Below are 22,858 nucleotides of genomic sequence, written 5' to 3' on the forward strand. Positions count from 1 at the left end.
ATGACATCACACTAGGTCAGGGGCCAGGCCCCCGGTATTGGACCGAAGGACAGGTAACAGAAAGTAACGAGGCAGGACTGAACACCCGCCAGGGCAGGGCTCAAGTCACGCTCTGTTCCTGATGGGACAGCTTGAGCACGAGCTGCATGCGGTCGCGCACCTCGAGCTTGCGGAACACGGCACCGAGATGCGCCTTGACGGTCCGCTCGGTAATGCCCAGCAGACGAGCCACCGCCTTGTTGCTGTTGCCCTCCGCCACGGCCACCGCCACGGCACGCTCACGCTGGGTCAGGCGGTCGAGCATCTCTTCGCGTAGCCTCTCTTCCCCACCGAGCGCGCGATAGGCCCCTCCCACCACCTGGGCCATGAGCTCGGGCCCCACCCAGATGCCCTGATGGGCCGTGACCAGGGCCATCTGGCTCAGCAGCTCGGGAGGGGACAGCGCATGAGCATAGCCCCGCGCATTGGCCTCGAGGGCCTGGGTCGCCTCGCGCGAGTCCGGCGCATAGCTCAACACACTAACGATCGCCCCCTGCTGCGCCAGCTGCCGCACCAACACCGGCCAGGTGTCTCCCTGTATGACCACCCAGGCCTGGACCTCGGCGGATGCCATTTCCAGGGCAAAGGTCTCGTCGAGGCAGCGCGCATCAGGGAAGGCCTCGCGCCAGCGCGGCATCAGGACGCTCTCACGACATACGAAGATCTGCTTCATCAACGTTCTCCCAGCGCATCCTGCCAGCCTCTCAGCACCGGCTTGAGCAGGTACTGCATCACCGTGCGCTTGCCGGTCAGAATATCCACCTGTGCGGTCATCCCCGGTATCACGTCCAGTCTCTGGTGCTCGCTGCCGCCTTCCAGGGTACGGACCCGCACCAGATAGAAGGTATCGCCCTCGTCATCGGTGATGGTATCGGGGCTGATGTGCACCAGCTCGGCCTCCAGCCCCCCATAGATGGCGAAGTCATACGCCGTCAGCTTGATGGTGGCCGGCTGGCCGGGCCGCAGGAAGGCGATATCCTGCGGCGCGATACGCGCCTCGACCAGCAGGGCATCCGCAGTGGGTACGATCTCGACCACTTCCTGTCCCGGCTGCACCACGCCACCGAGGGTATTGAGGGTCAGGCGCTGGACGATGCCATCCACAGGCGAGCGAATCTCCGCCAGCCTCACGCGATCCTGCAGGCCGGCACTGGATTCATCCAACGCCGCCAGCTCCGCCATGGTCCGGGACAACTCCCCGCGCCACTCGTTGCGCTTCTCGAGCGTGACCTCGCGCAGCTTCGACTGCGCCTCCTCGATGGAGGATTGCAGGCGTTCGACCTGAGCCGCAGCCTGGTCGCGCTCGCCACGCGCACGGGTCACGTCGCGCTGCAGTCGCAGCACCTCGACCTCGGAGACGGCGCCGGAATCGAGCAGCGGCCGGGTCAGGTTCAGCTCGCGCCCGGCCATGCCCAGCTCCCGCGCCGCCGTATCGCGGCGAGACTGGGCTTCGATCAGCTCCGCCCGGCGCTGGTCCAGCTGTTCCTCGAGGATGCTCTTCTGCTCCTCCAGTGCCTCGAGATTGTTCCGATACAGCTCACGCTCCTGGGCGACGATGTCAGGCGCCTCCTCGAGCAGCTCGCGCGACGGGGTGAAGGCGTCATCGGTCACCAGGGCACGCAGGCGTTCCACGCGAGCCTCGAGCGATTCGGCCTTGGCGCGGTTCTCGCGGAAATTGGCCACGAAGCGGGTGGGGTCGATACGCATCAGCAGCTGCCCCTGGGATACCGTCTCCCCCTCCTCGACCAGAATCTCCTGGACCACGCCCCCATCGAAGGACTGCACCTTCTGCAGCTGGCTGGAGGGAATCACCCGCCCGGTGCCCCGGGTCACCTCGTCCAGCGGCGCGAAGGCCGACCACACGATCAGCGCGGCAACGGCCAGCACCACGGTATAGAGCAGCAAGCGGGCCCGCAGCGGCTCCTGCTGGAGCCTGGCCCAGTCGGCATCGCTGGCCCAGTCGCGATCCAGGTGCGCGGACGTGACCCGCCGCGAGAACAGCCGGTCGATGAAGGGACGAAACGGCTTGCCGCCGGTCTCGGAAAAACGGCCGATGGCCTCGAAGCCACGCTGCTCGGAGGTACGGGAACGGTCGGTCATGTGCCGGCCCTCCCGATCTGCCCCTTGCGCAGGGCCTCGATCACCTTGTCCCGCGGCCCATCGGCCACCACCCTGCCCGCATCGATAACCACGATGCGATCCACCAGCGACAGCAATGACGTGCGGTGGGTCACGATGAGCATCGTCTTGCCCGCCGCCACCTCCTGCAAACTGGCCTTGAGCGCCTCCTCGGAGGAATGGTCCATGGCGCTGGTGGGCTCGTCGAGCAACAGTACCTGCGGGTCGTGCACCAGCGCCCGGGCGATCGCCACCTGCTGACGTTGTCCTCCGGACAGCCGCTGGCCACGCTCGCCTACGTCGAGGTCGATCCCCTCCGGATGGCCGTCGACCAGACCGGAGAGGCCGCTGAGCCGAATGGCCCTCAGCAGGGACTCGTCATCGACACCGTCGCTGCCGGCACCGGCCAGGATATTGTCGCGCAACGAGCCATGAAACAGCGTGACGTCCTGGGGCACATAGCCGAAATGCCGCCGCAGCTGGACGGGGTCGTACTGACGCACGTCCACGCCATCCAGCCGCACCGCGCCGGCGTCGGGTTCATAGAGCCCCAGCAGCAGCTTGTGCAGCGTGGTCTTGCCGCACCCCACTCGCCCGAGCACGCCGACCTTCTCGCCGGCCTCGAGGGTCAGCGAGACCTCACGCAGCGCATCGCGCTGCTCGTCGGGATAGCGAAAGGCGACCTTGTCGAAGCGCAGCTCGCCTTGCACCACCGGGCGGTCGATGTACGGCCGAGCCTCGTCGCGCTCCACCGGCAACTCCATCACCCCATCCAGTGAGCGCAAGGCCGTGGAGGCCTGGTGATACTGGGCCAGCAGCGCCGCGGCCTGGCTCACCGGCGCCATGGCCCGCGACGACAGCAGATAGGCCGCGATCAGTCCGCCCTGGGTCAGCTCGCCAGCGATGATCAGATAGACCCCCGTGATGACGACCGCCACCGCCACACTGTGCTGCGTCCACAGCGCCACGCTGCTCACCGAGGAGCTGATCAGGCGCAGCTGGGCGGTAGTACGCGAGAGAAAGGCCGAGGCCCGCTCCCAGATGCCCTGCACCCGGCTCTCGCCGCGCAGCGCCTTCAGGGTCTCGAGCTGCGAGATCGACTCGACCAGCGTGGCATTGCGCTGGGCGCTGGCCCGCCAGGTGGTCTCGGACAGCTCGTGCAGCTTGCCCTGGGCCGCCAGCGCATAAAGCAGCACGAAGACGACACCCACCAGCACCGGGATCACCAGCGGCGGGCCGATCAGGGCGATGATGGCGGCGAACAGCAGCACGAACGGCAGGTCGACCAGCCCGACCACCGTGGCCGAACCGATGAAGGCGCGCACCGACTCGAAGGACTGCAGCATGGCGGCGAAGGACCCGGTGGATGACGGCCGCGCGGACATCCTAAGGCCGAGCACCTGCGACATCAGCGACGACGAGAGCTTGACGTCGGCCCGGCTCGCGGCCAGGTCCACGAAGGCGCCACGCATCAGCCGAAGCGCCAGATCGAAGCACAGCACCACGAAGACGCCGATCGCCAGCACCCACAGCGACTCGGTGGCATGATTGGGCACCACGCGATCGTAGACGTTGAGCACGAACAGCGGCATGGCCAGCGCGAAGAGGTTGATCACCACCGACCCGGCGAGCACGTCGCGGTAGAGCCGGCGGTTCTCGCGGATGACGCCCCAGAACCAGTGTCGGTCGCGCTTGCGCTCGACCTCGGGGCCGCGGGCATCGAAGCGAAAGCGTGGCCTGACATAGATGGCCTGGCCGCTGTAGCTGGCCTGAAGGCCGTCCAGATCGACCTCGGTTTCCGCCTCACCGAGCTCCGGGAAGATCACCCGGGCACGGCGCGCCTTGAGATCCAGCGCCAGCAGCACGCAGGCGCGTCCCGGCTCGAGCAGCAGTACGGCGGGAAACAGCGCGGGATTGAGCTGTACCAGACGCGAACGAACGATCCGCGCCGACAGCCCGGCACGGGCGGCGGCACGCGGAAAGACGCCTGGCGTCAGGCGCCCTTCCTCCAGCGGCAGGCCCGCCGTCAAGGCATCGGCGCTGACGTCATGTTCATGGGCCAGCGCAATGCTCTGCAGGCATTCGAGCAGCTCGTCCCGAACGGCAGACCTGGCCCCGCTGCCATCATCGAGCGCTTCACGTTGTGTCAATTCTCACCCCTGCGTAGAGACGATAGAGCGACGTCGGTCGAGCCGGGCCCGACCGACACCCACCTCACGTCCTAGGGCCGATAGGCGGCCATGTCGAGATTCTCTCCGGCACGCTCCAGGGTGACCTCCACACGACGGTTCTGGCGACGCCCCTCGACGGTGTCGTTGGACGCCACGGGCCGGCGAGAGCCGAAGCCTTCGGTCTGGATCAGCGAGGCGTCCACGCCCTGACTCACCAGGTAGTCGCCGACGCTCCGGGCACGACGCCGAGACAGCGGGTCGTTGATGGCGTCATTGCCGGTGGCATCGGCATGACCGGCGATGTAGACGCGCACCAGGTCGTTGCGGCCGCGGATCTGCTCGGCGAGCTGACGCAGCTCATCGCGCGATGCCATGCTCAGTTCGGCGCTGTTGATCTCGAACAGGGCGTCCGCCGAGAGCGTGACGTCCGGCGCGCGGGTCGGCGGCGCCGTGATGCCGCCGGTGAAGTCGGCCAGGGTGAAGCCGGTGGGCCCCGGAGACGGACAGATCGTCTCGGGGTCGAGGGAGACCCCATCGCTGCCGAGCTCGGCCAGGGTCGGCATGTCGTCGCGACGCACCTCCAGGGTCTGCATCAGCTGGCCCATGGCAGCCAGGGTGCGAGCGTCGGCCAGATCCACGTCATAGCTGGCATTGGCATAGGCGCGGCTGGCCTCGAAGTACTCGTTCTCGGTATCCAGCACGTCCAGCAGGCTACGCTGGCCGATGTCGAACTGCTGCTGGTAGGCACCTCGCACGCGGTTGGTGGAGAGGCGATGCTGGTTCAGGTAATCGAGCTGCTCACGCAGCCGCTGGGTGTCGTTGTAGGCGATCTGGGTGGTCTGGCGCACGTCGACGCAGGCCTTTTCGCGCAGGTTGATGGCCTGCTCGACCCGTTCGCTGGCGGCACGGAAGCTGGCCAGGTCGCTGCCGCCGCGATAGAGGTTCATGCTCGCCACCAGCTCGATGCTGCTGCGGTCCTGACGCTCGTCGACGTCGTCGAGGGTACCGCTGTCGCTATCCTTGTAGGTGCCGGTGCGAGCGACCAGGTCGAGCGTCGGATGGAAGGCGGAGCGCTCGCCGCTCCGTGCCGCCCGAGAGGCCGCGATGTTCTCGATGGCGGCATGGAACTCGGGATTGCCCTGGAAGGCCAGATCCAGCGCCGACGCCACATCGGCGGGCAGGCGACCGGCGAAGTCCGGCGCCGGCGCCAGCGAGGCCGCCGGCAGGTCGCCGACGATACGCTGGTAGCGAGCCGTCACGTCATGCAGGTTGGAGGCCTCGGTCATCAGGTTGGATTCGGCCAGCGCCAGGCGTCCGCTGATCTGCTCGAGATCGACCCCACGCCCCGCCCCGGAGAGCGTGCGCTCTTCGATCTGGTTGAAGACTTCCAGGTGCTTGGCGTAGTTATCCTGCGCCAGGCGGACCAGTTCCCGGTAGCGCTGCACGTCCAGATAAGCCCGCACCGCCTCCAGGGAAACCTCCTCGCTGGCCCCGAGCAGCTCGTAGTAGCGCACCAGCTCGGCCCGATCGAGACGCTCCACCTCGCTGCTGGTGGCGAAACCGTCATAGATCATCTGCGTCAGCGCCACCTCGGCGTAGTCGGTATCGTAGCTGCCACGACCGTCGTGCTCGCGATCCTCCTGCCCCACCCCGGCGTTGACGTCCACGCTGGGCAGGTAATTCCCCCAGGTGGCACGACGGTCCTGCCCCGAGGCCCGAAGCTCGCGCCAGGCCGCCTGCACCTCGGGATTGGTGCTGATCGCCTGCTGCACGACACGTTGCAGATCACTGGATCCCGGAGACATCAGTCCCTGAGGCAAGGACTGGGCGACGGCCGAGGCAATGGGCAACAGGGCGAGGCCTGTCCCCACGGCAAGACCGCGGACGATGCGCGCTCGCGCGACGCGCGAAGACAAAGTGACGCTCGTGCGTTTCATGACAGTTCCCACCCCTTGCTGAGCCGGCATCGGTCGAGCACGGCTGTTGTTTTTTCGTCGCTGTGCCGCCTGCAAGAGCCAGCCCTGGTCAGGCAAGCTCCGCCTATGGCGAACTTGATCTTTTCTTGGGCGTCTAGGCCATCATGCGAAAAGATCAGCCCCTGCGAAGAACGTATTAACCCTCGCTCTGTAACATATAGTAACCAAAAGCCCACGATACGCCAGTATGACGCCATGGTGTTTATGTATGAAATTTGCTTACCGCGATGTAATCCATGGCTTACAAAAAGGCCGATGCCACGCCCGCTCTCACCGGAAAGCCCAAACGTGCTATCGTCAGCACCATCAGTCACACGGCCCGCCCAAGGAGAATCGGCATGTCGTCATCGGAGATCCAGAAGACTCGTGTCATCAATGAGCTACGCAGCTTCATCAAGAAGCTGCTGCAGGACCCCAAGATCCTCGAACAGTCGCTGACGATCGCCCGCGAGCGCCTCGGTGAGGGCGACCAGACCCAGGTCATGGCCCAGATCGCCAACGAGATTTCCGACACCACCAGCGTGCACATTCCGGAAGATCCCAAGGAGCACTCCGAGGCCGACCGGCTGTTCCTGGAACTGCTCAAGGAAGTGGTGCGGGAGGAGCAGGCCCTCTACTGAGGCCGCTCCGCATCGGGTCGAGGGACACTTCCGCGGCATCGCCTCCCTCGACCTGCGCGCCTTCACGCCAGCTGGTACAATGCGCGCCCTTTTTCCACGCCTCGCTTCAACGCCGCCTCGCATGCTCTATCTCCTCAAGCTTCACCCCGAGATCACCATCAAGTCCCGTTCGGTACGCCAGCAGATGACGCGCTGCCTGACGGCCAATATCCGTAACACTCTGCGTCGCCTGGACGACCGGGTGCGGGTCAAGGATCAGTGGGACGCCATTCGGGTGCGCCTGCCGGAAGGCCTCGATGGCGACACCACAGCCGCCATCGAAGACAGCCTCACCCGCATTCCCGGCATCCAGCAGGTGCTGGCCACCGAGGAAGTACGCTTCGAGTCGCTGGAACAGGCCGCCGAGCATATCGTGCCGCTATGGAGCCCGGTGATCGCCGGACACAGCTTCCGGGTCCAGGCCAAGCGCCGCGGTGAACACGACTTCACCTCGGCGGACATGGAGCGTTACCTCGGTGGCCGGCTGCTGGAGGCGACACCGAACGCCCGGGTCGACCTCAAGCATGCCGAGGTGGTGGTGCCGGTGGAGCTCAACGATCGGCGCCTGCAGGTGATCCGGGCACGCTGGAAGGGACTCGGCGGCTACCCGCTGGGCGTGCAGGGGCAGGCCCTGGCGCTGATGTCTGGCGGCTTTGACTCCCCGGTGGCGGCCTGGAAGATGATCCGCCGCGGCGTGAAGACCCACTTCCTGTTCTTCAACCTGGGCGGCCCGGCCCACGAGGCCGGCGTGCGCGAGGTCAGCCACCATCTCTGGTCACGCTACGGCGTCTCTCACAAGGTGAAGTTCATCTCGGTGCCCTTCGATGGCGTGGTGGGCGAGATCCTGCGCACCATTCCGGATGGCCTGATGGGCGTGGTGCTCAAGCGGCTGATGATCCGCGCCGCCAACCGCATGGCGCAGCGGCTGCGTATCCCGGCACTGGTCACCGGCGAGGCCATCGCCCAGGTCTCCAGCCAGACCCTGGCCAACCTGGCGGTGATCGACGACGTCAGCGAGCGACCGATCCTGCGCCCGGTGCTCACCGACGACAAGCAGGACATCATCGACCGGGCACGGCAGATAGACACCGCCCGCATCGCCGAATCGATGCCGGAGTATTGCGGCGTGATCTCGCGGCGACCGCACAACAAGGCGCCGCTGGACGACGTGCTGGCGGCCGAACGCGACTTCGACGACCGGGTGCTCGACGACGCCATCGAGGCGGCGATCATCAAGCGCATCGATGAGGTGCTGGAGCGCGAGCCTGCGCCGACCGAGGTCGCCACGGTGAAGACGCCCGAGGAGCTCGCCGGGCTCGACACGCCCTGCATCGTCGACATTCGCCGTGCCGACGAACGCGAGGCCGCGCCCCTGGCGCTGCCCCAGGAACTGGCACAGGTGCCGCTGATCGAGATTCCCTTCTACGAGCTGCAGGACCGGGCCCCCGAGCTCGATACGGACCGGCACTATCTGCTGTACTGCGACCAGGGCGTGATGAGCCGCATGCAGGCGCTCCACCTCGCCGACCGCGGACTGCATCACTTCGGCGTCTATCAGCACCGTCCCGACGCCTGAGGTCCCGGTCCCGACGGACATTCGCTCTATTTTCCTAGTCGTCGATGGAGCGATCTCCTACTCGAGACCGAGGCAGGCCACGCGGCATCCCACTATAGTGAGGGCACTTCACTCCGTGGGTTGCCTGATATGGATATGGGTTCCAATCCGCCGACCAGACGTCACCCGCTCGTTCACCTCGCCGAGACGCTCGAGACGCTCGAGGCATCCGCGGAACAGGGCGAATGGCGCGACGACGTACTGGCGCTGGTCGAGCGACTGTTCGGTCATGCCCCGATCATGATCGACGGTTTCGATGAACAGGGGCACTGCATCCTCTGGAACCATCAGTGCGAACGGGTCTTCGGCTGGACGGCCGATGAGGTGATGAACCACCCCGCCCCCCTGACGCTCTTCTACCCCGACCCGGCAGAATATCGGGCGGTCGTGGCCGGCCTGTCGTCCGGTGACGGCTCGCGGTTTCGGGAGTGGACACCGACGACCCGCGAAGGACGACGACTCACCACCCTGTGGGCCAACGTCGCCCTGCCGTGCGGCGGCATGATCTGCATCGGCCACGACATCACCGAACAACGCCAGGCGGAGAACCAGCGGCGTCTCGCCGCCAGCGTCTTCGATTCAAGCTCCGACGCCATCATGATCACCGATGCCGAGCGGCGCATCTGCGACACCAACGCTGCCTTCACTCGCATCACCGGCTATGCCAGGCAGGACGTGCTGGGCCTGACCCCCGGCATGCTGGGCACCGCACAGCACAACGCGGAAACCTACGAGGCGATCTGCCGCCACCTGGACGTGGAAGACAGCTGGAAGGGCGAGATCGTCGGTTACCGGCGCAACGGCGAGGCCTACCCGCTCATGCTTTCGGCCTCTGTGGTACGTGACGACCAGGGCCGGACACTCCACTACGTCGCCACCTTCTCCGACATCACCCATCTCAAGCGCCACCAGGACGAACTGCGCCACCTGGCACGACACGACGTGCTGACCGAACTGCCCAATCGCCGCCACTTCGCCGAACACCTCGCGGACGCGCTGCCACGGGCCCGTCGTGACGACACGCTGCTGGCGGTGTGCTTCCTCGATCTGGACGGCTTCAAGCCGATAAATGACCGCCTGGGCCATGCGGCTGGCGACCAGGTGCTGATCACGATTGCCCAGCGATTACGCGATGCCATTCGCGCCGACGATGTGCTCGCCCGGCTGGGCGGCGACGAGTTCGCCCTGCTGCTGACCGACCTGGAAGACCGCGAGGAATGCCTGCGGATCGTCGAGCGAGTCCGCTACCTCATCGCCAGGCCCATCCCCCTGGACGACTCATTGGTACGCATTTCCACCAGCATCGGCATCACCCTGTTTCCACAGGACGATGCGGAGGCGGGCATCCTGCTGCGCCATGCCGATCAGGCCATGTATTGCGCCAAGCGCGGCGGCAAGAACCGCTATGCCCTGTTCGATCCCGAAGAGCGCGAGGATTCGTCGCCCGGCCGCCGGCGCCTGGACCGCCTCGAACAGGCCTTCCGTGACGACGAGTTCCGGCTCCACTATCAGCCTAGGGTCAATCTGCTCAGCGGTGAGGTCTGTGGTCTCGAGGCCCTGATTCGCTGGGAGAATCCCGAGCATGGACTTCTGGAACCCGATGATTTCCTGCCCCAGCTGCTCGGCAGTCGTCTCGAGGCGCCCCTCGGCGACTGGGTGGTCGAACGGGTCCTGCATCAGCTCGCGGACTGGCAGCGCCAGGGGCTCGCCCTGCGCATCAGCTTCAACGCCAGCGCCAACGATCTGGCCCTGCCCGAGTTCTGCGATCGGCTGACGGCGGCTCTGGCGCGCTACCCCAGGCTGGACCGGCGTCTGCTGGAGATCGAGTTCCAGGAAAGCGCCGCCGTGGCGGATCTCGACGCCATCACCCGTACGCTCCAGCATTGCCGGCACTCGGGCCTGTGCATCGCCCTGGACGACTTCGGCACCGGCTACTCGTCGCTGGCGCATCTGCGTGAGCTGCCCATCGACGCCCTCAAGATCGACAAGCGCTTCGTCGGCGCCATCCTGAAGGACGAACGCGACGCCGCCCTCGTCCAGAGCATCATCCAGATCGGCGCACGACTCGGGCTCGACGTGATCGCCGAAGGCGCCGAGTCACCCGCACACTGCCAGCGTCTGCTCGAGCTGGGCGCCTCCCAGGCCCAGGGCTATGCCATCGCCCGCCCCATGCCCGCCGAACGCATCCCGCCCTGGCTGGCGAGCCGGTCCAAGGGGCCTCACTGACCACCCCGCTCACGCTCGACACGCCATCCCCCCGCCTCCTGGAGGCCCGGCCCGAGCCCGAGCCGGCAAGGGCCCGGGCGGATGCAGCCGGCGAGGAAAATGCTACAATCCGGGCCTGATTTCACGGATATCCGCATGACGGCCTCGACTTCGCCCAGGCGTCGAGTCGGCCGCCGTGCTCCACGTCTACGGGAACCTCTGAGCCACCATGTCGAACATCGCCCCGCGCAAGATCCTGGTCACCAGCGCCCTGCCCTACGCCAACGGCGCCATCCACCTGGGCCACCTGCTGGAATACATCCAGACCGACATCTGGGTGCGCTTCCAGAAGAGCCGCGGTCATGACTGCCACTACGTCTGCGCCGACGATGCCCACGGCACCGCCATCATGCTGCGCGCCGAACAGGAGGGCATCACCTCCCAGGCGCTGATCGACCGCGTCAGCCAGGAACACCAGGCCGACTTCTCGCGCTTCGGGGTGGCCTTCGACAACTATCACTCGACCCACTCCGAGGAAAACCGCCACTTCAGCGAGCTGATCTACACCCGGCTGCGCGATCAGGGGCACATCGCCACCCGCGACATCGAGCAGATGTACGATCCGGAGAAAGGGCTGTTCCTGGCCGACCGCTTCATCAAGGGCACCTGCCCGAAGTGCCAGGCCGACGACCAGTACGGCGACAACTGCGAGGCCTGCGGGGCCACCTACACCCCGGCCGAGCTGATCGACCCGGTCTCGGCGATCTCCGGTGCCACCCCGGAAGTCCGCAGCTCCACGCACTACTTCTTCAAGCTGCCCGACTTCGCGGCCTTCCTGCAGGGCTGGATCAACGACGATCACGTCCAGCCGCAGATCCGCAACAAGCTGATGGAGTGGTTCGAGTCGGGCTTCAACGAGTGGGATATCTCCCGCGACGCGCCCTACTTCGGCTTCGAGATCCCCGACGCCCCGGGCAAGTACTTCTATGTCTGGCTGGATGCCCCGATCGGCTACCTGGCCAGCTTCAAGAACCTCTGCGAGCGCGAGGGCCTCGACTTCGACGCCTACTGGCGCGAGGATTCCGACGCCGAGGTCTATCACTTCATCGGCAAGGACATCGTCTACTTTCACGCGCTGTTCTGGCCGGCCATGCTGCACGGCGCCGGCATGCGCACGCCGACCGCGGTGAACTGCCACGGCTTCGTCACCGTCAACGGCGCCAAGATGTCCAAGTCGCGCGGCACCTTCATCAAGGCCGCGACCTATGCCGAACATCTGAACCCCGAGTACCTGCGCTACTACTTCGCCGCCAAGCTCACCGCCGGCGTCGATGACCTGGACCTCAACCTCGAGGACTTCGCCCAGCGCGTGAACTCGGACCTGGTCGGCAAGGTCGTCAACATCGCCAGCCGCTGCGCCGGCTTCGTCAAGAAGCTCGGCGGCGGCAAGCTCTCGGCCCACTGCGCCGAGCCCCAGCGCGTCGCCCGCTTCGTCGCCGCCGGCGACGAGATCGCCGAGGCCTTCGAGGCCCGCGAGTTCGGCCGCGCCATGCGCAAGGTGATGGAACTCGCCGACGAGGCCAACACCTACATCGCCGAGGCCGAGCCCTGGGTGCTGGCCAAGCAGGAAGGCCGCGAGCAGGAAGTGCTCGACATCTGCTCGGTGGGCATCAACCTGTTCCGCCAGCTGATGGTCTACCTGGCCCCGGTGCTGCCCGAGATGGCCGAAGGCGCCCGCGCCTTCCTGAAGCTCGACTCCCTCGACTGGGACAGCCGCCAGGAGCTGCTGGTGGACCACGAGATCGCCAAGTTCAAGCCGCTGATGACCCGGGTCGAGCGCGACCGCATCGACGCCATGATCGAAGCGTCCAAGGAGGATCTGGTGGAAGAACAGAAGCTCAAGGACACCCCCAAGGGGCCGCTGGCCGACAATCCCATCGCCGAGACGATCGACTTCGGCGACTTCGCCAAGGTCGACCTGCGCATCGCCCGCATCGCCAAGGCGGAATACGTCGAGGGCGCCGACAAGCTGCTCCAGCTGACCCTGGACCTGGGCGGCGAGACGCGCAACGTCTTCGCCGGCATCCGCAAGGCCTACGCCCCGGAGGCCCTGGAAGGTCACCTGACGGTGATGGTCGCCAACCTCGCGCCGCGCAAGATGCGCTTCGGCGTCTCCGAAGGCATGGTGCTGGCCGCCGGCGATGACGACGGCATCTACCTGCTGGAGCCCCACTCCGGCGCCCAGCCCGGCCAGCGCGTGAGCTGATCCGGGCATGACGCAGCCCGCCCTGATCGAGGCCGTCGACGCCGCCTTGCCGCAGACCCAGTGCGGCAAGTGCGGCCACGACGGCTGTCGTCCCTACGCCGAGGCCATCGCGGAAGGCGAGGCGATCAACCGCTGCCCGCCCGGCGGCCAGGCCACCGTGGTGCGGCTGGCCGAGCTGACCGGTCGTACCGAGGTGCCGCTGGAGCAGCCCGCCCAATCGCCGCTGGTGGCGCGGATTCGCGAGGCCGAGTGCATCGGCTGCACCAAGTGCATCCAGGCCTGCCCGGTGGACGCCATCCTCGGCGCCGCCAAGCACATGCACACGGTGATCGAGGCCGAATGCACCGGCTGTGAACTCTGCGTGGCCCCCTGCCCGGTCGACTGCATCGACCTGCTGCCGCATCCGCACTGGCAGGCCGCCGACGGCGAGGCCGAGCAGGACGCCTACCTGGCTCGGCGCGCCGAGCGCGGCCGTCGCCGCTTCGAGGCGCGCAACGATCGTCTCGTCCGCGAGGAAGATGCCAAGCGAGAGCGGCGGCGCAAGCGCAGCGCCAGACAGGCCGCGCCGGCCCGGTCGCCCCATCAGGCCCAACCCCAGGCGCCCACGGCGACGCAGCCCCAGGCGCCGGCAGCGTCCTCCAGTGCCCTGCGCGCCAGCCGGGTCAGCCTGGTCGCCAGCCTCAAGCGACTGGATCGCCAGCGCCAGGCGAGCGATCTCGCGCCCGACAAGCGCGACGAGCTCGACCGTCGCGACACGGAGCTTCGCCAGCGCCTGGCCGACATCGATCGTCAGCTCGATGCGACCGACGGCTCCCAGCCCGCGAACGACGATGTGGGCAAGAGCGCGCGGCAGACCGAGCGTCAGCGCCGCTTCGCCGTCAACGCCGCCGAACAGGCCCGGCGCCGCGCCCGCCAGCAGCTGGCCCACGCCGAGCGCCAGCGCGACGACGCGGGCATCGCCGCCGCCCACGAGCAGATCGAGCGCGCCGAGCGCATGCTCGCCGAGGCGCGTGCCACCCTCGGCTCCGCCTCCCACTGATCACTGTCGCCCACGCTATGAACGCCCAGAAACGCCACGAGATCTTCGCCCGCCTGCGCGAGCACAACCCCGAGCCCACCACCGAGCTCAACTGGTCGACGCCCTTCGAGCTGCTGGCCGCGGTGCTGTTGTCGGCCCAGGCCACCGACGTGGGCGTCAACAAGGCCACCGACCGGCTGTTTCCGGTGGCCAACACCCCGGCGGCCATCCTCGAGCTGGGCCTCGACGGCCTGAAGGAACACATCAAGACCATCGGCCTGTACAACACCAAGGCCGAGAACCTGATGAAGACCTGCCGCATCCTGGTGGAGCAGCACGACGGCGAGGTTCCGCGTACCCGCAAGGCGCTCGAGGCACTGCCAGGCGTCGGCCGCAAGACCGCCAACGTCATCCTCAACACCGCCTTCGGCGAGCCGACCATCGCCGTGGACACCCATATCTTCCGGGTCTCCAACCGCACCGGCATCGCCAAGGGCAAGGACGTGGTCGAGGTGGAGCAGAAGCTGCTTCGCCACGTCCCCAAGGCATTCCGCCAGGACGCCCACCACTGGCTGATCCTGCACGGCCGCTACACCTGCGTGGCCCGCAAGCCGCGCTGCGGCAGCTGCGTGATCGAGGATCTGTGCGAATTTCCGGACAAGGTGGACCTGTAGGCGCTCTTCACCCACCGCCCAACGCGCCGGACATGACCGGCGAGGGAGACGCTGCATGGCCCTGCTCGAGTCGCTGTTGCTGCCTCCGCTGCTCAACGCCTGGCTGATCCTGGTCGGCGGCCTGCTGTGGATGCGCCTGCATGTGATCGGCGGGCTGCTGGTCGCGCTGGGCCTGGGCAGCCTGATCGTGCTCGCCACACCGACGGTCAGCCATGCCCTGCGTCAGGGGCTGGAGCCTCAGCCGCTTGCCGTCAGCGCCCTCATGGACGGTGCCCTGGGGGAACGAGCAAGCGCCATCGTGATTCTCGGCGGCGGCCGTGACTACGACGCCCCCGAATTCGGCTGGGGCGACGCCCCGTCCAACGCCAGCTGGCGGCGCCTGGCGTACGGTGCCTGGCTGCATCGCCAGAGCGGCCTGCCGATCCTGGTCAGCGGCGGTCGGGTCCATGATGAACACAGCGCCGAGGCCAGCCTGATGGCGGCCGCCCTGCGCGAGGTGTTCGACGTGCCGGTCCGCTGGCGGGAAGGCGGCAGCGCCAATACGGCGGACAACGCGCGGCGAAGCGCCGAGATGCTCACCGCCGAAGGCATCGACCATGTGGCGCTGGTGTCCCAGGCCTGGCATCTCCCGCGCGCCACGGCCGAGTTCGAGCGCGCGGGCCTTGCCGTCACGCCGGCCCCCACCGAGTTCGCCAGCCCTCCTCCCGATGGCCCCCTGGCCTGGCGCCCCAGCGCCTATCACCTGCATCAGAGCACCCGCGCCCTGCACGAATGGCTGGGACGCGGTGAAGGATGGCTCAAGGCCAGGCTCCTGCCTTGAATCGCCCGCCCCGGGCCCTTACCCCAGCGAAAACTCCCCGCCGCGCTCGATCGCCTTTCGATACCCCGGACGCTCGCGGCAGCGGGCCAGGAAGTCCTGCAACCGGGGCGCCGATGCGAGCCCGCCGCGCCCCTCGAGCGCCAGCACCGGAAAGCTCATCTGGATGTCCGCCGCCGAGAAGGCCTCTCCGGCGAACCAGGTCGAAGCGTCAAGCTCGGCCTCCCAGAAGTCGCGCAGCTCGGTGATGCGCGGCCCCAGGAAGTTCTGCTCCACGCCCTTGGCGAACTGCCGCCCCAGCGGCCGCACCAGGGCCGGCACCGGCGGCTTACCGAGGCGCGAGAACACCAGCCGCATCACCAGCGGCGGCATCGCCGACCCCTCGGCATGGTGCAGCCAGAAGCGATAACGCTCGCGCTCATCGCTGCCGACGGGCGGCGCCAACTGGCCGTCGGCATCGTGATGCTCGAGCAGGTATTCGATGATCGCCCCCGACTCGGCGATGGCCCGCCCACCCCGCGCCTCATCGGTGATCACCGGCGACTTGCCCAGCGGATGCACCTCTTTCAGTGAGGCCGGGGCCAGCATGGTCTCGGGATCACGCCGATAAACGACCAGCTCATACTCGACACCCAGCTCCTCCAGCAGCCACAGCACGCGCTGGGAACGCGAGTTCTCCAGATGATGTACGCGAATCATGAGACGCTCTCCCTGTCCTTTCGTGAGTCGCCAGTGTAACGGGCTTGGCCCAAGGTCGTCTTTGCCACCTCAGGAGCCCTCTCTAGACTTGGAGACACTGGGATTTAATGCGTCGTGCAACGGGCGTCACGGGGAGGACGGCATGCGCAAGGTGCTGGTAGTGGACGACGAGCCCAATATCGTCCTGTCGCTGGAGTTTCTGATGCAGCAGGCCGACTTCGAGGTGGTGACCGCGGAGGACGGCGAGACGGCGCTGGCCCGCGTGTCCGAGACGCGACCGGATCTGATGCTGCTCGACATCAGCCTGCCGGGCATCGGCGGCTTCGACGTGCTGGAACGGCTGCGCGCCGATCCCGACTTCGCACGCCTGCCGATCATCATGCTCACCGCTCACGGGCGTGAGGTGGAACGCGAGAAGGGCCTGGCCCTGGGCGCCGACGACTACATCACCAAACCCTTCTCGACCCGCGAGCTGGTCGAGCGGGTCAAGAGGCTGCTCGCCGACGCCGGACGGGAGGGCGAACCATGACCCGCCGCCGTCCCGGTCCGCCTCGCCGACAGACCCTGATCGGGCTGTGGCTGCTGCTGAGCGGCGTGAGCCTGCTGGGCGGTGCACTCTTCGCCCTGTGGCTCGACGGCCTGCTGGCCCCCGAGGGCCTGGCCCGCGGGGCCCTGTGGGCCGGCAGTTTCTCCGGCGGCGGCACCATCTTCCTGGTCGGCCTGATCCTCGAACGGCGGCTGTTCATGCCGCTGCGGCATCTGCAGGTGCAGCTGGCACGCCTGGTGGCCAACCCCGATGCCGTAGACGACTATCCCCCGGAGGGTTGGCTGCGCGGCCTGGGGCCCGACCTGGTGCGCATCCGCGAGGCCTGGCGCGACGATCGTGCCCGGCTGGGCAACGCCCGCGCCGAAGGGGCGCGCAGCGCCGCCCGCATTCGCCAGGAGCTCGAGGCCCTGCTGCAGGTGCTGGACACGCCGCTGCTGCTCTGCGATCGCCATCGCCGGCTCCTGCTGTTCAACCCCGCCGCCGAGGCCCTGTTCGCCGATGCCCCCGGCCTGGGGCTCGGCAAGCGACTCGACACCCTGCTACCCGCCGCCAGCCTGCAGGAGGCCCTGCGCCAGCTGCCCGAAGACGCGACGCCCAGGGACGTGCTGGTCCCCTGCGGCGAGCGCTGGCTGCGCGCGACCCTCAGACGCATCCCCGAGAGCCAGGGCGAGACCCTGCTGACGCTGGTGGATGCCACGGCCAGCTGGCACAACGAGCTGGGCGCCGGTGCGGCCCTGGCCGAGCTGCTGCCCGCCCTGCGCCGCCATGGCGCCGGCTTGACCAGCGCCGCCGATGCCCTGGGGCACCTGCGGGGCACCGATAACGACGCCCTGCGCCAGCGCCTGTCGGGGGTGGTCGAGGAGGAAGGGCGCGGGCTGGCCGAAGGCCTGGAGCGGCTGGGTGAAACGCTCGACGCCCAGCAGCGCCGGGCCGAGCGTCTGTCCCCGCTGTGGTCCAACGATCTCTGGGCCGGCCTCGTCGAACGCCTGCCTGCCGGCGGCCCGACCCTCACGCCCATCGGCATGCCGGCCTGGCTCAAGGGCGATGCCCCGGTGCTGCTCGAGGCCCTGCACAGACTGCTGACCCGGCTGGCCGAGCGCACCGGCGAGACCCGCTTCGACGGCGAGGTCTGCCTGGGCAACCAGCGCGCCTACCTCGACCTGTGCTGGCAGGGGGCAGCGCTCAGCGAACGCGAGCTGTCGGCCTGGCGAGGCGAACGCCTCGAGGCCCTGCCGCTGGCCCCGACTCTCGGAGAGGTGCTCCGCCAGCATGCCAGCGATGCCTGGAGCCTGGCCGATGAAGACGGCGTTCATGCCCGCCTTCGGCTGCCCCTGCCGGCGCTGGAGCGAGTGGGCGCCCCTCGTCCGGCTCCACCGCCTCGCCCCGAGTTTCATGACTTCGGCATCGCCGAGCTGCCACCGCCTGACGCCGAGCTCGCCGCCCGGCCGCTGCGGGCGCTGGAGATCGTGGCCTGCGATACCGAGACCACCGGCCTGGAGCTGCGCCGCGGCGACCGGGTGATCAGCATCGGGGCCTGCCGCATCGTCAACGCGCGGCTGCTGGCCAGCGAGACCTTCGACCTGCTCATCGATCCCGGCCGGCCGATTCCGCCGGCCAGCACCGCCATCCATGGTCTCACCGACGCCGACGTCACCGGCGCCCCGCCCGCCGCCGTCGCCCTGCCGCGCTTTCGCGACTACGTCGGCGACGCCGTGCTACTGGCCCACAACGCCGCCTTCGACCTGCTGGCCCTGCAGCCATCGGACGGCGGCGTCTCCCTCGACATGCCGGTGCTGGACAGCCTGCTGATCTCGCGCGGTCTGGACCCCAGCCTCGACGGCCATGACCTGGATTCCCTGGCCGAACGCTACGGACTCGCCTTCCCGCCGGGCAGCCGCCACACCGCGCTGGGGGATGCCCGGGTCACCGCCGAGCTATGGCTGGCCCTGCTGCCGCGCCTCGAGGCCCGGGGCATCGACACCCTGGCGGCGGTACTGGCCCTGCAGGCGAGCGCCTTCGATCGGGAGGACGCCAGCGCTTCATGATGACGTCACGCCGCAAGGAGCGCCTGATCGCCCTGATCATCCTGGCGACGCTGCTGTTCACGCCGCCGCTGCTGCTGGTCACCGAGCGCCTGGGCCCCGGCGCCCTGACGCTGTATGTCTTCCTCGCCTGGGCCGCGGTGATCGCGCTGGCCGCCTGGCTGCTGGAAGGCGGGCGCCGGGAATGAGCCTGCGCGGCGAGTGGACCGTGCTGGCCGTGGCCTTCGGCTACCTGGCCCTGCTGTTCCTGATCGCCGCCTGGGGCGACCGGCGCGCCGCACGAGGCCGATCGATCATCGGCTCCCCCACCATCTACGCGCTGTCGATCGCCGTCTACTGCACCGCCTGGACCTTCTACGGCAGCGTCGGGCGCGCCGCCGAGACCGGCCCCAGCTTCCTGCTGATCTATCTCGGCCCGACGCTGGCCATGCTGCTGGCCCCCTTCGTGACCCGCAAGATGGTGCGCATCGCCCGCGCCCAGCGCCTCACGTCGATCGCCGATTTCATCAGCGCCCGCTACGGCAAGAGTACCGGGCTGGGCGCCCTGGTGGCGCTGATCGCCCTGATCGGCATCACGCCCTACATCGCCCTGCAGCTCAAGGCCATCACGCTGAGTCACGCGGTACTGGTCGACTACCCCGGGACGGCCGGCCAGGCCCTGGAGACCACCGCCTTCTGGGCCGATAAGTCGTTCTGGGTGGCGCTGGTGCTGGCGGTGTTCATCATCCTGTTCGGCACCCGCCACCTGGACGCCAGCGAACGCCATGAGGGCATGGTCGCCGCCATCGCCTTCGAGTCGCTGGTCAAGCTGGCGGCCTTCCTGGCGGTCGGCGCGTTCACGGTCTTCGTGCTCTACCGCGGCCCCGGCGAGCTGTTCACCCGGGTCGCCAAGACCCCGGACCTGCTCGGGGTGCTGGGCCTGGCCGCGGTACCGGGCGGCGCCCTGGGCTGGGTGGGCACCCTCGCCCTGGCCTTTTTGGCCTTCCTCGGCCTGCCACGCCAGTTCCAGGTGATGGTGGTCGAGAACGTCGACGAGCGACACATCATCCGGGCGACCTGGCTGTTTCCGCTGTATCTGCTGGCGATCAACCTGTTCGTGCTGCCCATCGCCCTGGCCGGCCTGCTGGGCGATGCCGGGGGCGATCCGGACAGCTTCGTGCTGACGCTGCCGCTGGCCACCGGCGCCGAGGGGCTGCCGCTGCTGGTCTTCATCGGCGGCCTGTCGGCGGCCACGGGCATGATGATCGTCGAGACCATCGCGCTGTCCACCATGGTCAGCAACCAGCTGGTGATGCCGCTGCTGCTGCGCGCCCGGCTGCTGCCCCGCGGCGGCCAGGGCGCGCTGGCCGGCTGGATGCTCGGCGTGCGGCGTCTGGCGATACTGGCCATCCTGCTGCTGGGCTACGGCTACCATGCGCTGGTGGGGGACGCTTACAGCCTGGTCACCATCGGCCTGGTGTCCTTCGCCGCCGCGGCCCAGTTCACCCCGGCGCTGCTGATCGGCCTCTACTGGCGCGGCGCCAATCGGCTCGGCGCCGGGCTCGGCCTCGCCGCCGGCTTCGCGGTGTGGGCCTGGACGCTGCTGATCCCGGGCTTCGCTCAGTCCGGCTGGCTCGACGCCGGTTTCCTCACCGACGGCCCGTTCGGTGTCGATTGGCTCCGACCCTATGCGCTGTTCGGGCTCGAGGGCTGGGACATCTATACCCACGCGCTGCTGTGGAGCCTGATCGCCAACGTCGGCCTGCTGGTCGGCGTCTCGCTGTTCACGCGCCAGTCGCCGCTGGAGCAGACCCAGGCCGCGCTGTTCACCGAGGCGCTGCATCCCCGTCTCGACCAGGCCTCGATGGGGCATGCCGGCCACACGCCGCGCGGCGAGCTGCGCGCCCTGCTCGACCGCTATCTGGGCGCGGCCACCACCGCCCGGGTATTCGCCGAAGAACCCGATCAGGACGACCGGCACCCCGCGTCGCCGGCGCTGGTGGCGCGGGGCGAACGGGCGCTGGCCGGGGCGCTGGGCAGCGCCTCGGCCCGAGTGCTGATCGACTCGGTGGTGCGCGGCGAAGCCCTCGACCTGCCGGCGCTGCTGAGCGTGCTCGATACCACCTCCGAGACGCTGGAGATGAACCGCCGCCTCGAGCAGAAGTCCCGCGAGCTCGAGCGCACCGGCGAGGCGCTGCGCGAGGCCAATGAACGGCTGCGCGAACTCGACCGCCTCAAGGACGAGTTCGTGGCCATGGTCAGCCACGAGCTGAGGACGCCCTTGACCTCGATCCGCGCCTTCGCCGAGATCCTGCGCGATCATCGCGACCTGCCCGACGACAAGCGCGAACACTTCCTCGAGGTGGTGGTACGCGAGAGCCAGCGGCTGTCTCGACTGATCGAGGAGATACTCGACCTGGCCCGCCTCGAGAGCGGCCGACTGACGCTGCATCCCGAGCGGCTCGATCTCGCCGAGCTGGCCCGCCGAGGTGTCGAGGCGGTGCAGCGCCCGCTGGAGGAGCGCGGCATCACGCTGGAGGTGGCCCTCGAGGTGGACGCCGCGCCGGTGATCGGCGACCCCGACCGGCTGGAACAGGTGGTCATCAATCTGCTCGACAACGCCGGCAAGTTCGCCGACGGCGCGTCCCCGCGCGTGCGCCTGGCGCTGACCCACTACAAGCGCGGCTTTCGGTTGGCCGTGGAGGACAACGGCCCCGGCATCGCCGAGGCCGAGCGCGAGCGGGTGTTCGAGAAGTTCCACCAGATCCAGCACCAGGACGACGGCGCGCCCCGCGCCCGCCCCCGTGGCAGCGGGCTGGGCCTGCCAATCTCGCGCGGTATCATCGCCCATCTCGGCGGCCGGCTGTGGGTGGAAGACGCCCCGACGCTGGGCGGCGCCTGTCTGGTGATGGAGCTGCCGGAGGCACCGGCCATGTCGCCGACTCACGACTGACATGCTGCTGTCACAGTAACGTTACACCCTGTGTCCTGACTCACGTCTCTCCTCACACAGGTGATTCCCATGCAGCTCATGTCTCGCTCTTTGCTCGTCGGCGGCGTCGCCGCCACCCTCGCCGCCGGCATGTCACAGGCACAGGCAGAATTCTCCCTCAGTGATCGCTTCCACGATGCCGATGGCGACCTGGTGGCCGACATTCCCGAGGACGCCTCCCAGTGGCGCGATCCCGATACGCTGGTCTTCGCCTATACACCGGTCGAGGACCCCGCCGTGTATGCCGAGGTGTGGGATGGCTTCCTAGAGCACATGGAGGACGTCACCGGCAAGAAGGTGCAGTTCTTCCCGGTGCAGTCCAATTCCGCCCAGATCGAGGCCATGCGTGCCGGCCGCCTCCACGTGGCCGGTTTCAACACTGGCTCCAACCCGCTGGCCGTCGCCTGTGCCGGCTATCGCCCCTTCGCCATGATGGCCGCCGAGGACGGCAGCTTCGGCTACGAGATGGAGATCATCACCCACCCGGGCTCCGGCATCGACGAGGTGGAGGACATCCGCGGCAACACCCTCACCCACACGTCGGAGACGTCCAACTCAGGCTTCAAGGCGCCCACCGCGCTGATGGCCTCGGAGTTCGGCATGGTCTCCGGCGAGGACTACGACGTCGACTTCTCCGGCAAGCACGACAACTCGGTGCTGGGCGTGGCCAACCGGGACTACGCCGTGGCCACCGTGGCCAACTCGGTCAAGAACCGCATGATCGATCGCGGCGTGATCGACGCCGATCAGATCGAGGTCATCTACCAGTCGGACACCTTCCCCACCACCAGCTATGGCACCGCCCACGACCTGGCGCCCGAGCTGCAGGAAGCGATTCAGGAGGCCTTTTTCAGCTTCGACTGGGAAGGCAGCGCCCTCGAGGAGGAGTTCGGCCGCAACGGCGAAGAGCAGTTCATTCCCATCACCTTCCAGGAACATTGGGCGGTCATTCGCCAGATCGACGAGGCCAATGGCGTGGAATACGCCTGCCAATGAGCCTCGTGACCGGCCGGGCGTGGGCGGAACGTCGCTCGCGCCCGA

General features: G+C 68.1%; 17 protein-coding genes. 12 read left to right on the plus strand and 5 right to left on the minus strand.

Annotated features, from left to right (window positions below; genetic code table 11):
• Window positions 1–100: 100 nt before the first annotated feature.
• From QWG60_RS09435 to QWG60_RS09450, 4 genes are all read right to left on the minus strand, one after another.
• The gene (locus QWG60_RS09435) at window positions 101–712 is read right to left on the minus strand and encodes a response regulator transcription factor (RefSeq protein WP_046078141.1); all 612 of its coding nucleotides are present in this window, start codon (window positions 710–712) and stop codon (window positions 101–103) included.
• Window positions 712–2,139, minus strand: coding sequence for an HlyD family type I secretion periplasmic adaptor subunit (locus tag QWG60_RS09440; protein ID WP_046078142.1), 1,428 nt, complete (start codon window positions 2,137–2,139; stop codon window positions 712–714). The genes QWG60_RS09435 and QWG60_RS09440 overlap by 1 nt, the downstream gene beginning before the upstream one ends.
• Window positions 2,136–4,307, minus strand: coding sequence for a type I secretion system permease/ATPase (locus QWG60_RS09445; protein WP_146909014.1), 2,172 nt, complete (start codon window positions 4,305–4,307; stop codon window positions 2,136–2,138). Before QWG60_RS09445 ends, QWG60_RS09440 begins: the two co-directional genes overlap by 4 nt.
• A gap of 71 nt (window positions 4,308–4,378) precedes the next feature.
• Window positions 4,379–6,133 carry a TolC family outer membrane protein gene (locus tag QWG60_RS09450; RefSeq protein ID WP_146909012.1) on the minus strand — a complete coding sequence of 585 codons (1,755 nt, stop codon included), beginning with the start codon at window positions 6,131–6,133 and terminating at the stop codon, window positions 4,379–4,381.
• A 509-nt stretch (window positions 6,134–6,642) separates the two neighbouring features.
• Between QWG60_RS09450 and QWG60_RS09455 the strand changes: the two genes are divergently transcribed.
• The 7 genes from QWG60_RS09455 (at window position 6,643) to QWG60_RS09485 (ending at window position 15,561) form a co-directional block, all read left to right on the plus strand.
• Window positions 6,643–6,924 carry a hypothetical protein gene (locus QWG60_RS09455; protein WP_016855562.1) on the plus strand — a complete coding sequence of 94 codons (282 nt, stop codon included), beginning with the start codon at window positions 6,643–6,645 and terminating at the stop codon, window positions 6,922–6,924.
• 121 nt (window positions 6,925–7,045) lie between these two features.
• Window positions 7,046–8,539 (plus strand): tRNA uracil 4-sulfurtransferase ThiI, encoded by a 1,494-nt coding sequence (gene thiI / locus QWG60_RS09460; RefSeq protein WP_046078145.1) that lies wholly within the window; start codon window positions 7,046–7,048, stop codon window positions 8,537–8,539.
• A 129-nt stretch (window positions 8,540–8,668) separates the two neighbouring features.
• Window positions 8,669–10,804 carry a putative bifunctional diguanylate cyclase/phosphodiesterase gene (locus QWG60_RS09465; RefSeq protein WP_146909010.1) on the plus strand — a complete coding sequence of 712 codons (2,136 nt, stop codon included), beginning with the start codon at window positions 8,669–8,671 and terminating at the stop codon, window positions 10,802–10,804.
• 208 nt (window positions 10,805–11,012) lie between these two features.
• Entirely contained in the window at window positions 11,013–13,049 is a 2,037-nt protein-coding gene (gene metG, locus QWG60_RS09470) for a methionine--tRNA ligase (protein ID WP_146909008.1), read from the plus strand.
• A gap of 7 nt (window positions 13,050–13,056) precedes the next feature.
• Window positions 13,057–14,088, plus strand: a complete 1,032-nt coding sequence (locus QWG60_RS09475) for an RnfABCDGE type electron transport complex subunit B (RefSeq protein WP_046078147.1) — start codon at window positions 13,057–13,059, stop codon at window positions 14,086–14,088.
• Window positions 14,089–14,105: 17 nt separating this feature from the next.
• A complete protein-coding gene (gene nth / locus QWG60_RS09480) occupies window positions 14,106–14,741 on the plus strand; it encodes an endonuclease III (RefSeq protein ID WP_146909005.1) in 636 nt (211 codons plus the stop codon).
• A gap of 55 nt (window positions 14,742–14,796) precedes the next feature.
• Window positions 14,797–15,561 carry a YdcF family protein gene (locus tag QWG60_RS09485; protein ID WP_146909003.1) on the plus strand — a complete coding sequence of 255 codons (765 nt, stop codon included), beginning with the start codon at window positions 14,797–14,799 and terminating at the stop codon, window positions 15,559–15,561.
• Window positions 15,562–15,579: 18 nt separating this feature from the next.
• Here the strand turns inward: QWG60_RS09485 and QWG60_RS09490 are convergent, their stop codons facing one another.
• On the minus strand, window positions 15,580–16,257 hold the full coding sequence (locus QWG60_RS09490; protein WP_146909001.1) for a glutathione S-transferase family protein: 678 nt from the start codon (window positions 16,255–16,257) through the stop codon (window positions 15,580–15,582).
• Window positions 16,258–16,399: 142 nt separating this feature from the next.
• Between QWG60_RS09490 and QWG60_RS09495 the strand changes: the two genes are divergently transcribed.
• From QWG60_RS09495 to phnD, 5 genes are all read left to right on the plus strand, one after another.
• Window positions 16,400–16,786 carry a response regulator transcription factor gene (locus tag QWG60_RS09495; RefSeq protein ID WP_046078152.1) on the plus strand — a complete coding sequence of 129 codons (387 nt, stop codon included), beginning with the start codon at window positions 16,400–16,402 and terminating at the stop codon, window positions 16,784–16,786.
• On the plus strand, window positions 16,783–18,849 hold the full coding sequence (locus QWG60_RS09500; protein WP_107181466.1) for a 3'-5' exonuclease: 2,067 nt from the start codon (window positions 16,783–16,785) through the stop codon (window positions 18,847–18,849). Before QWG60_RS09495 ends, QWG60_RS09500 begins: the two co-directional genes overlap by 4 nt.
• The gene (locus tag QWG60_RS09505; protein ID WP_046078154.1) at window positions 18,846–19,034 is read left to right on the plus strand and encodes a hypothetical protein; all 189 of its coding nucleotides are present in this window, start codon (window positions 18,846–18,848) and stop codon (window positions 19,032–19,034) included. Before QWG60_RS09500 ends, QWG60_RS09505 begins: the two co-directional genes overlap by 4 nt.
• Complete coding sequence (locus QWG60_RS09510; RefSeq protein WP_146908999.1) at window positions 19,031–21,778, plus strand: ATP-binding protein; 2,748 nt, start codon at window positions 19,031–19,033, stop codon at window positions 21,776–21,778. Before QWG60_RS09505 ends, QWG60_RS09510 begins: the two co-directional genes overlap by 4 nt.
• A gap of 69 nt (window positions 21,779–21,847) precedes the next feature.
• Entirely contained in the window at window positions 21,848–22,813 is a 966-nt protein-coding gene (gene phnD, locus QWG60_RS09515) for a phosphate/phosphite/phosphonate ABC transporter substrate-binding protein (RefSeq protein WP_081945872.1), read from the plus strand.
• Window positions 22,814–22,858 lie beyond the last annotated feature (45 nt).

It is taken from the genome of Halomonas halophila, from assembly GCF_030406665.1.
Classification (GTDB): Bacteria; Pseudomonadota; Gammaproteobacteria; order Pseudomonadales; family Halomonadaceae; genus Halomonas; species Halomonas halophila.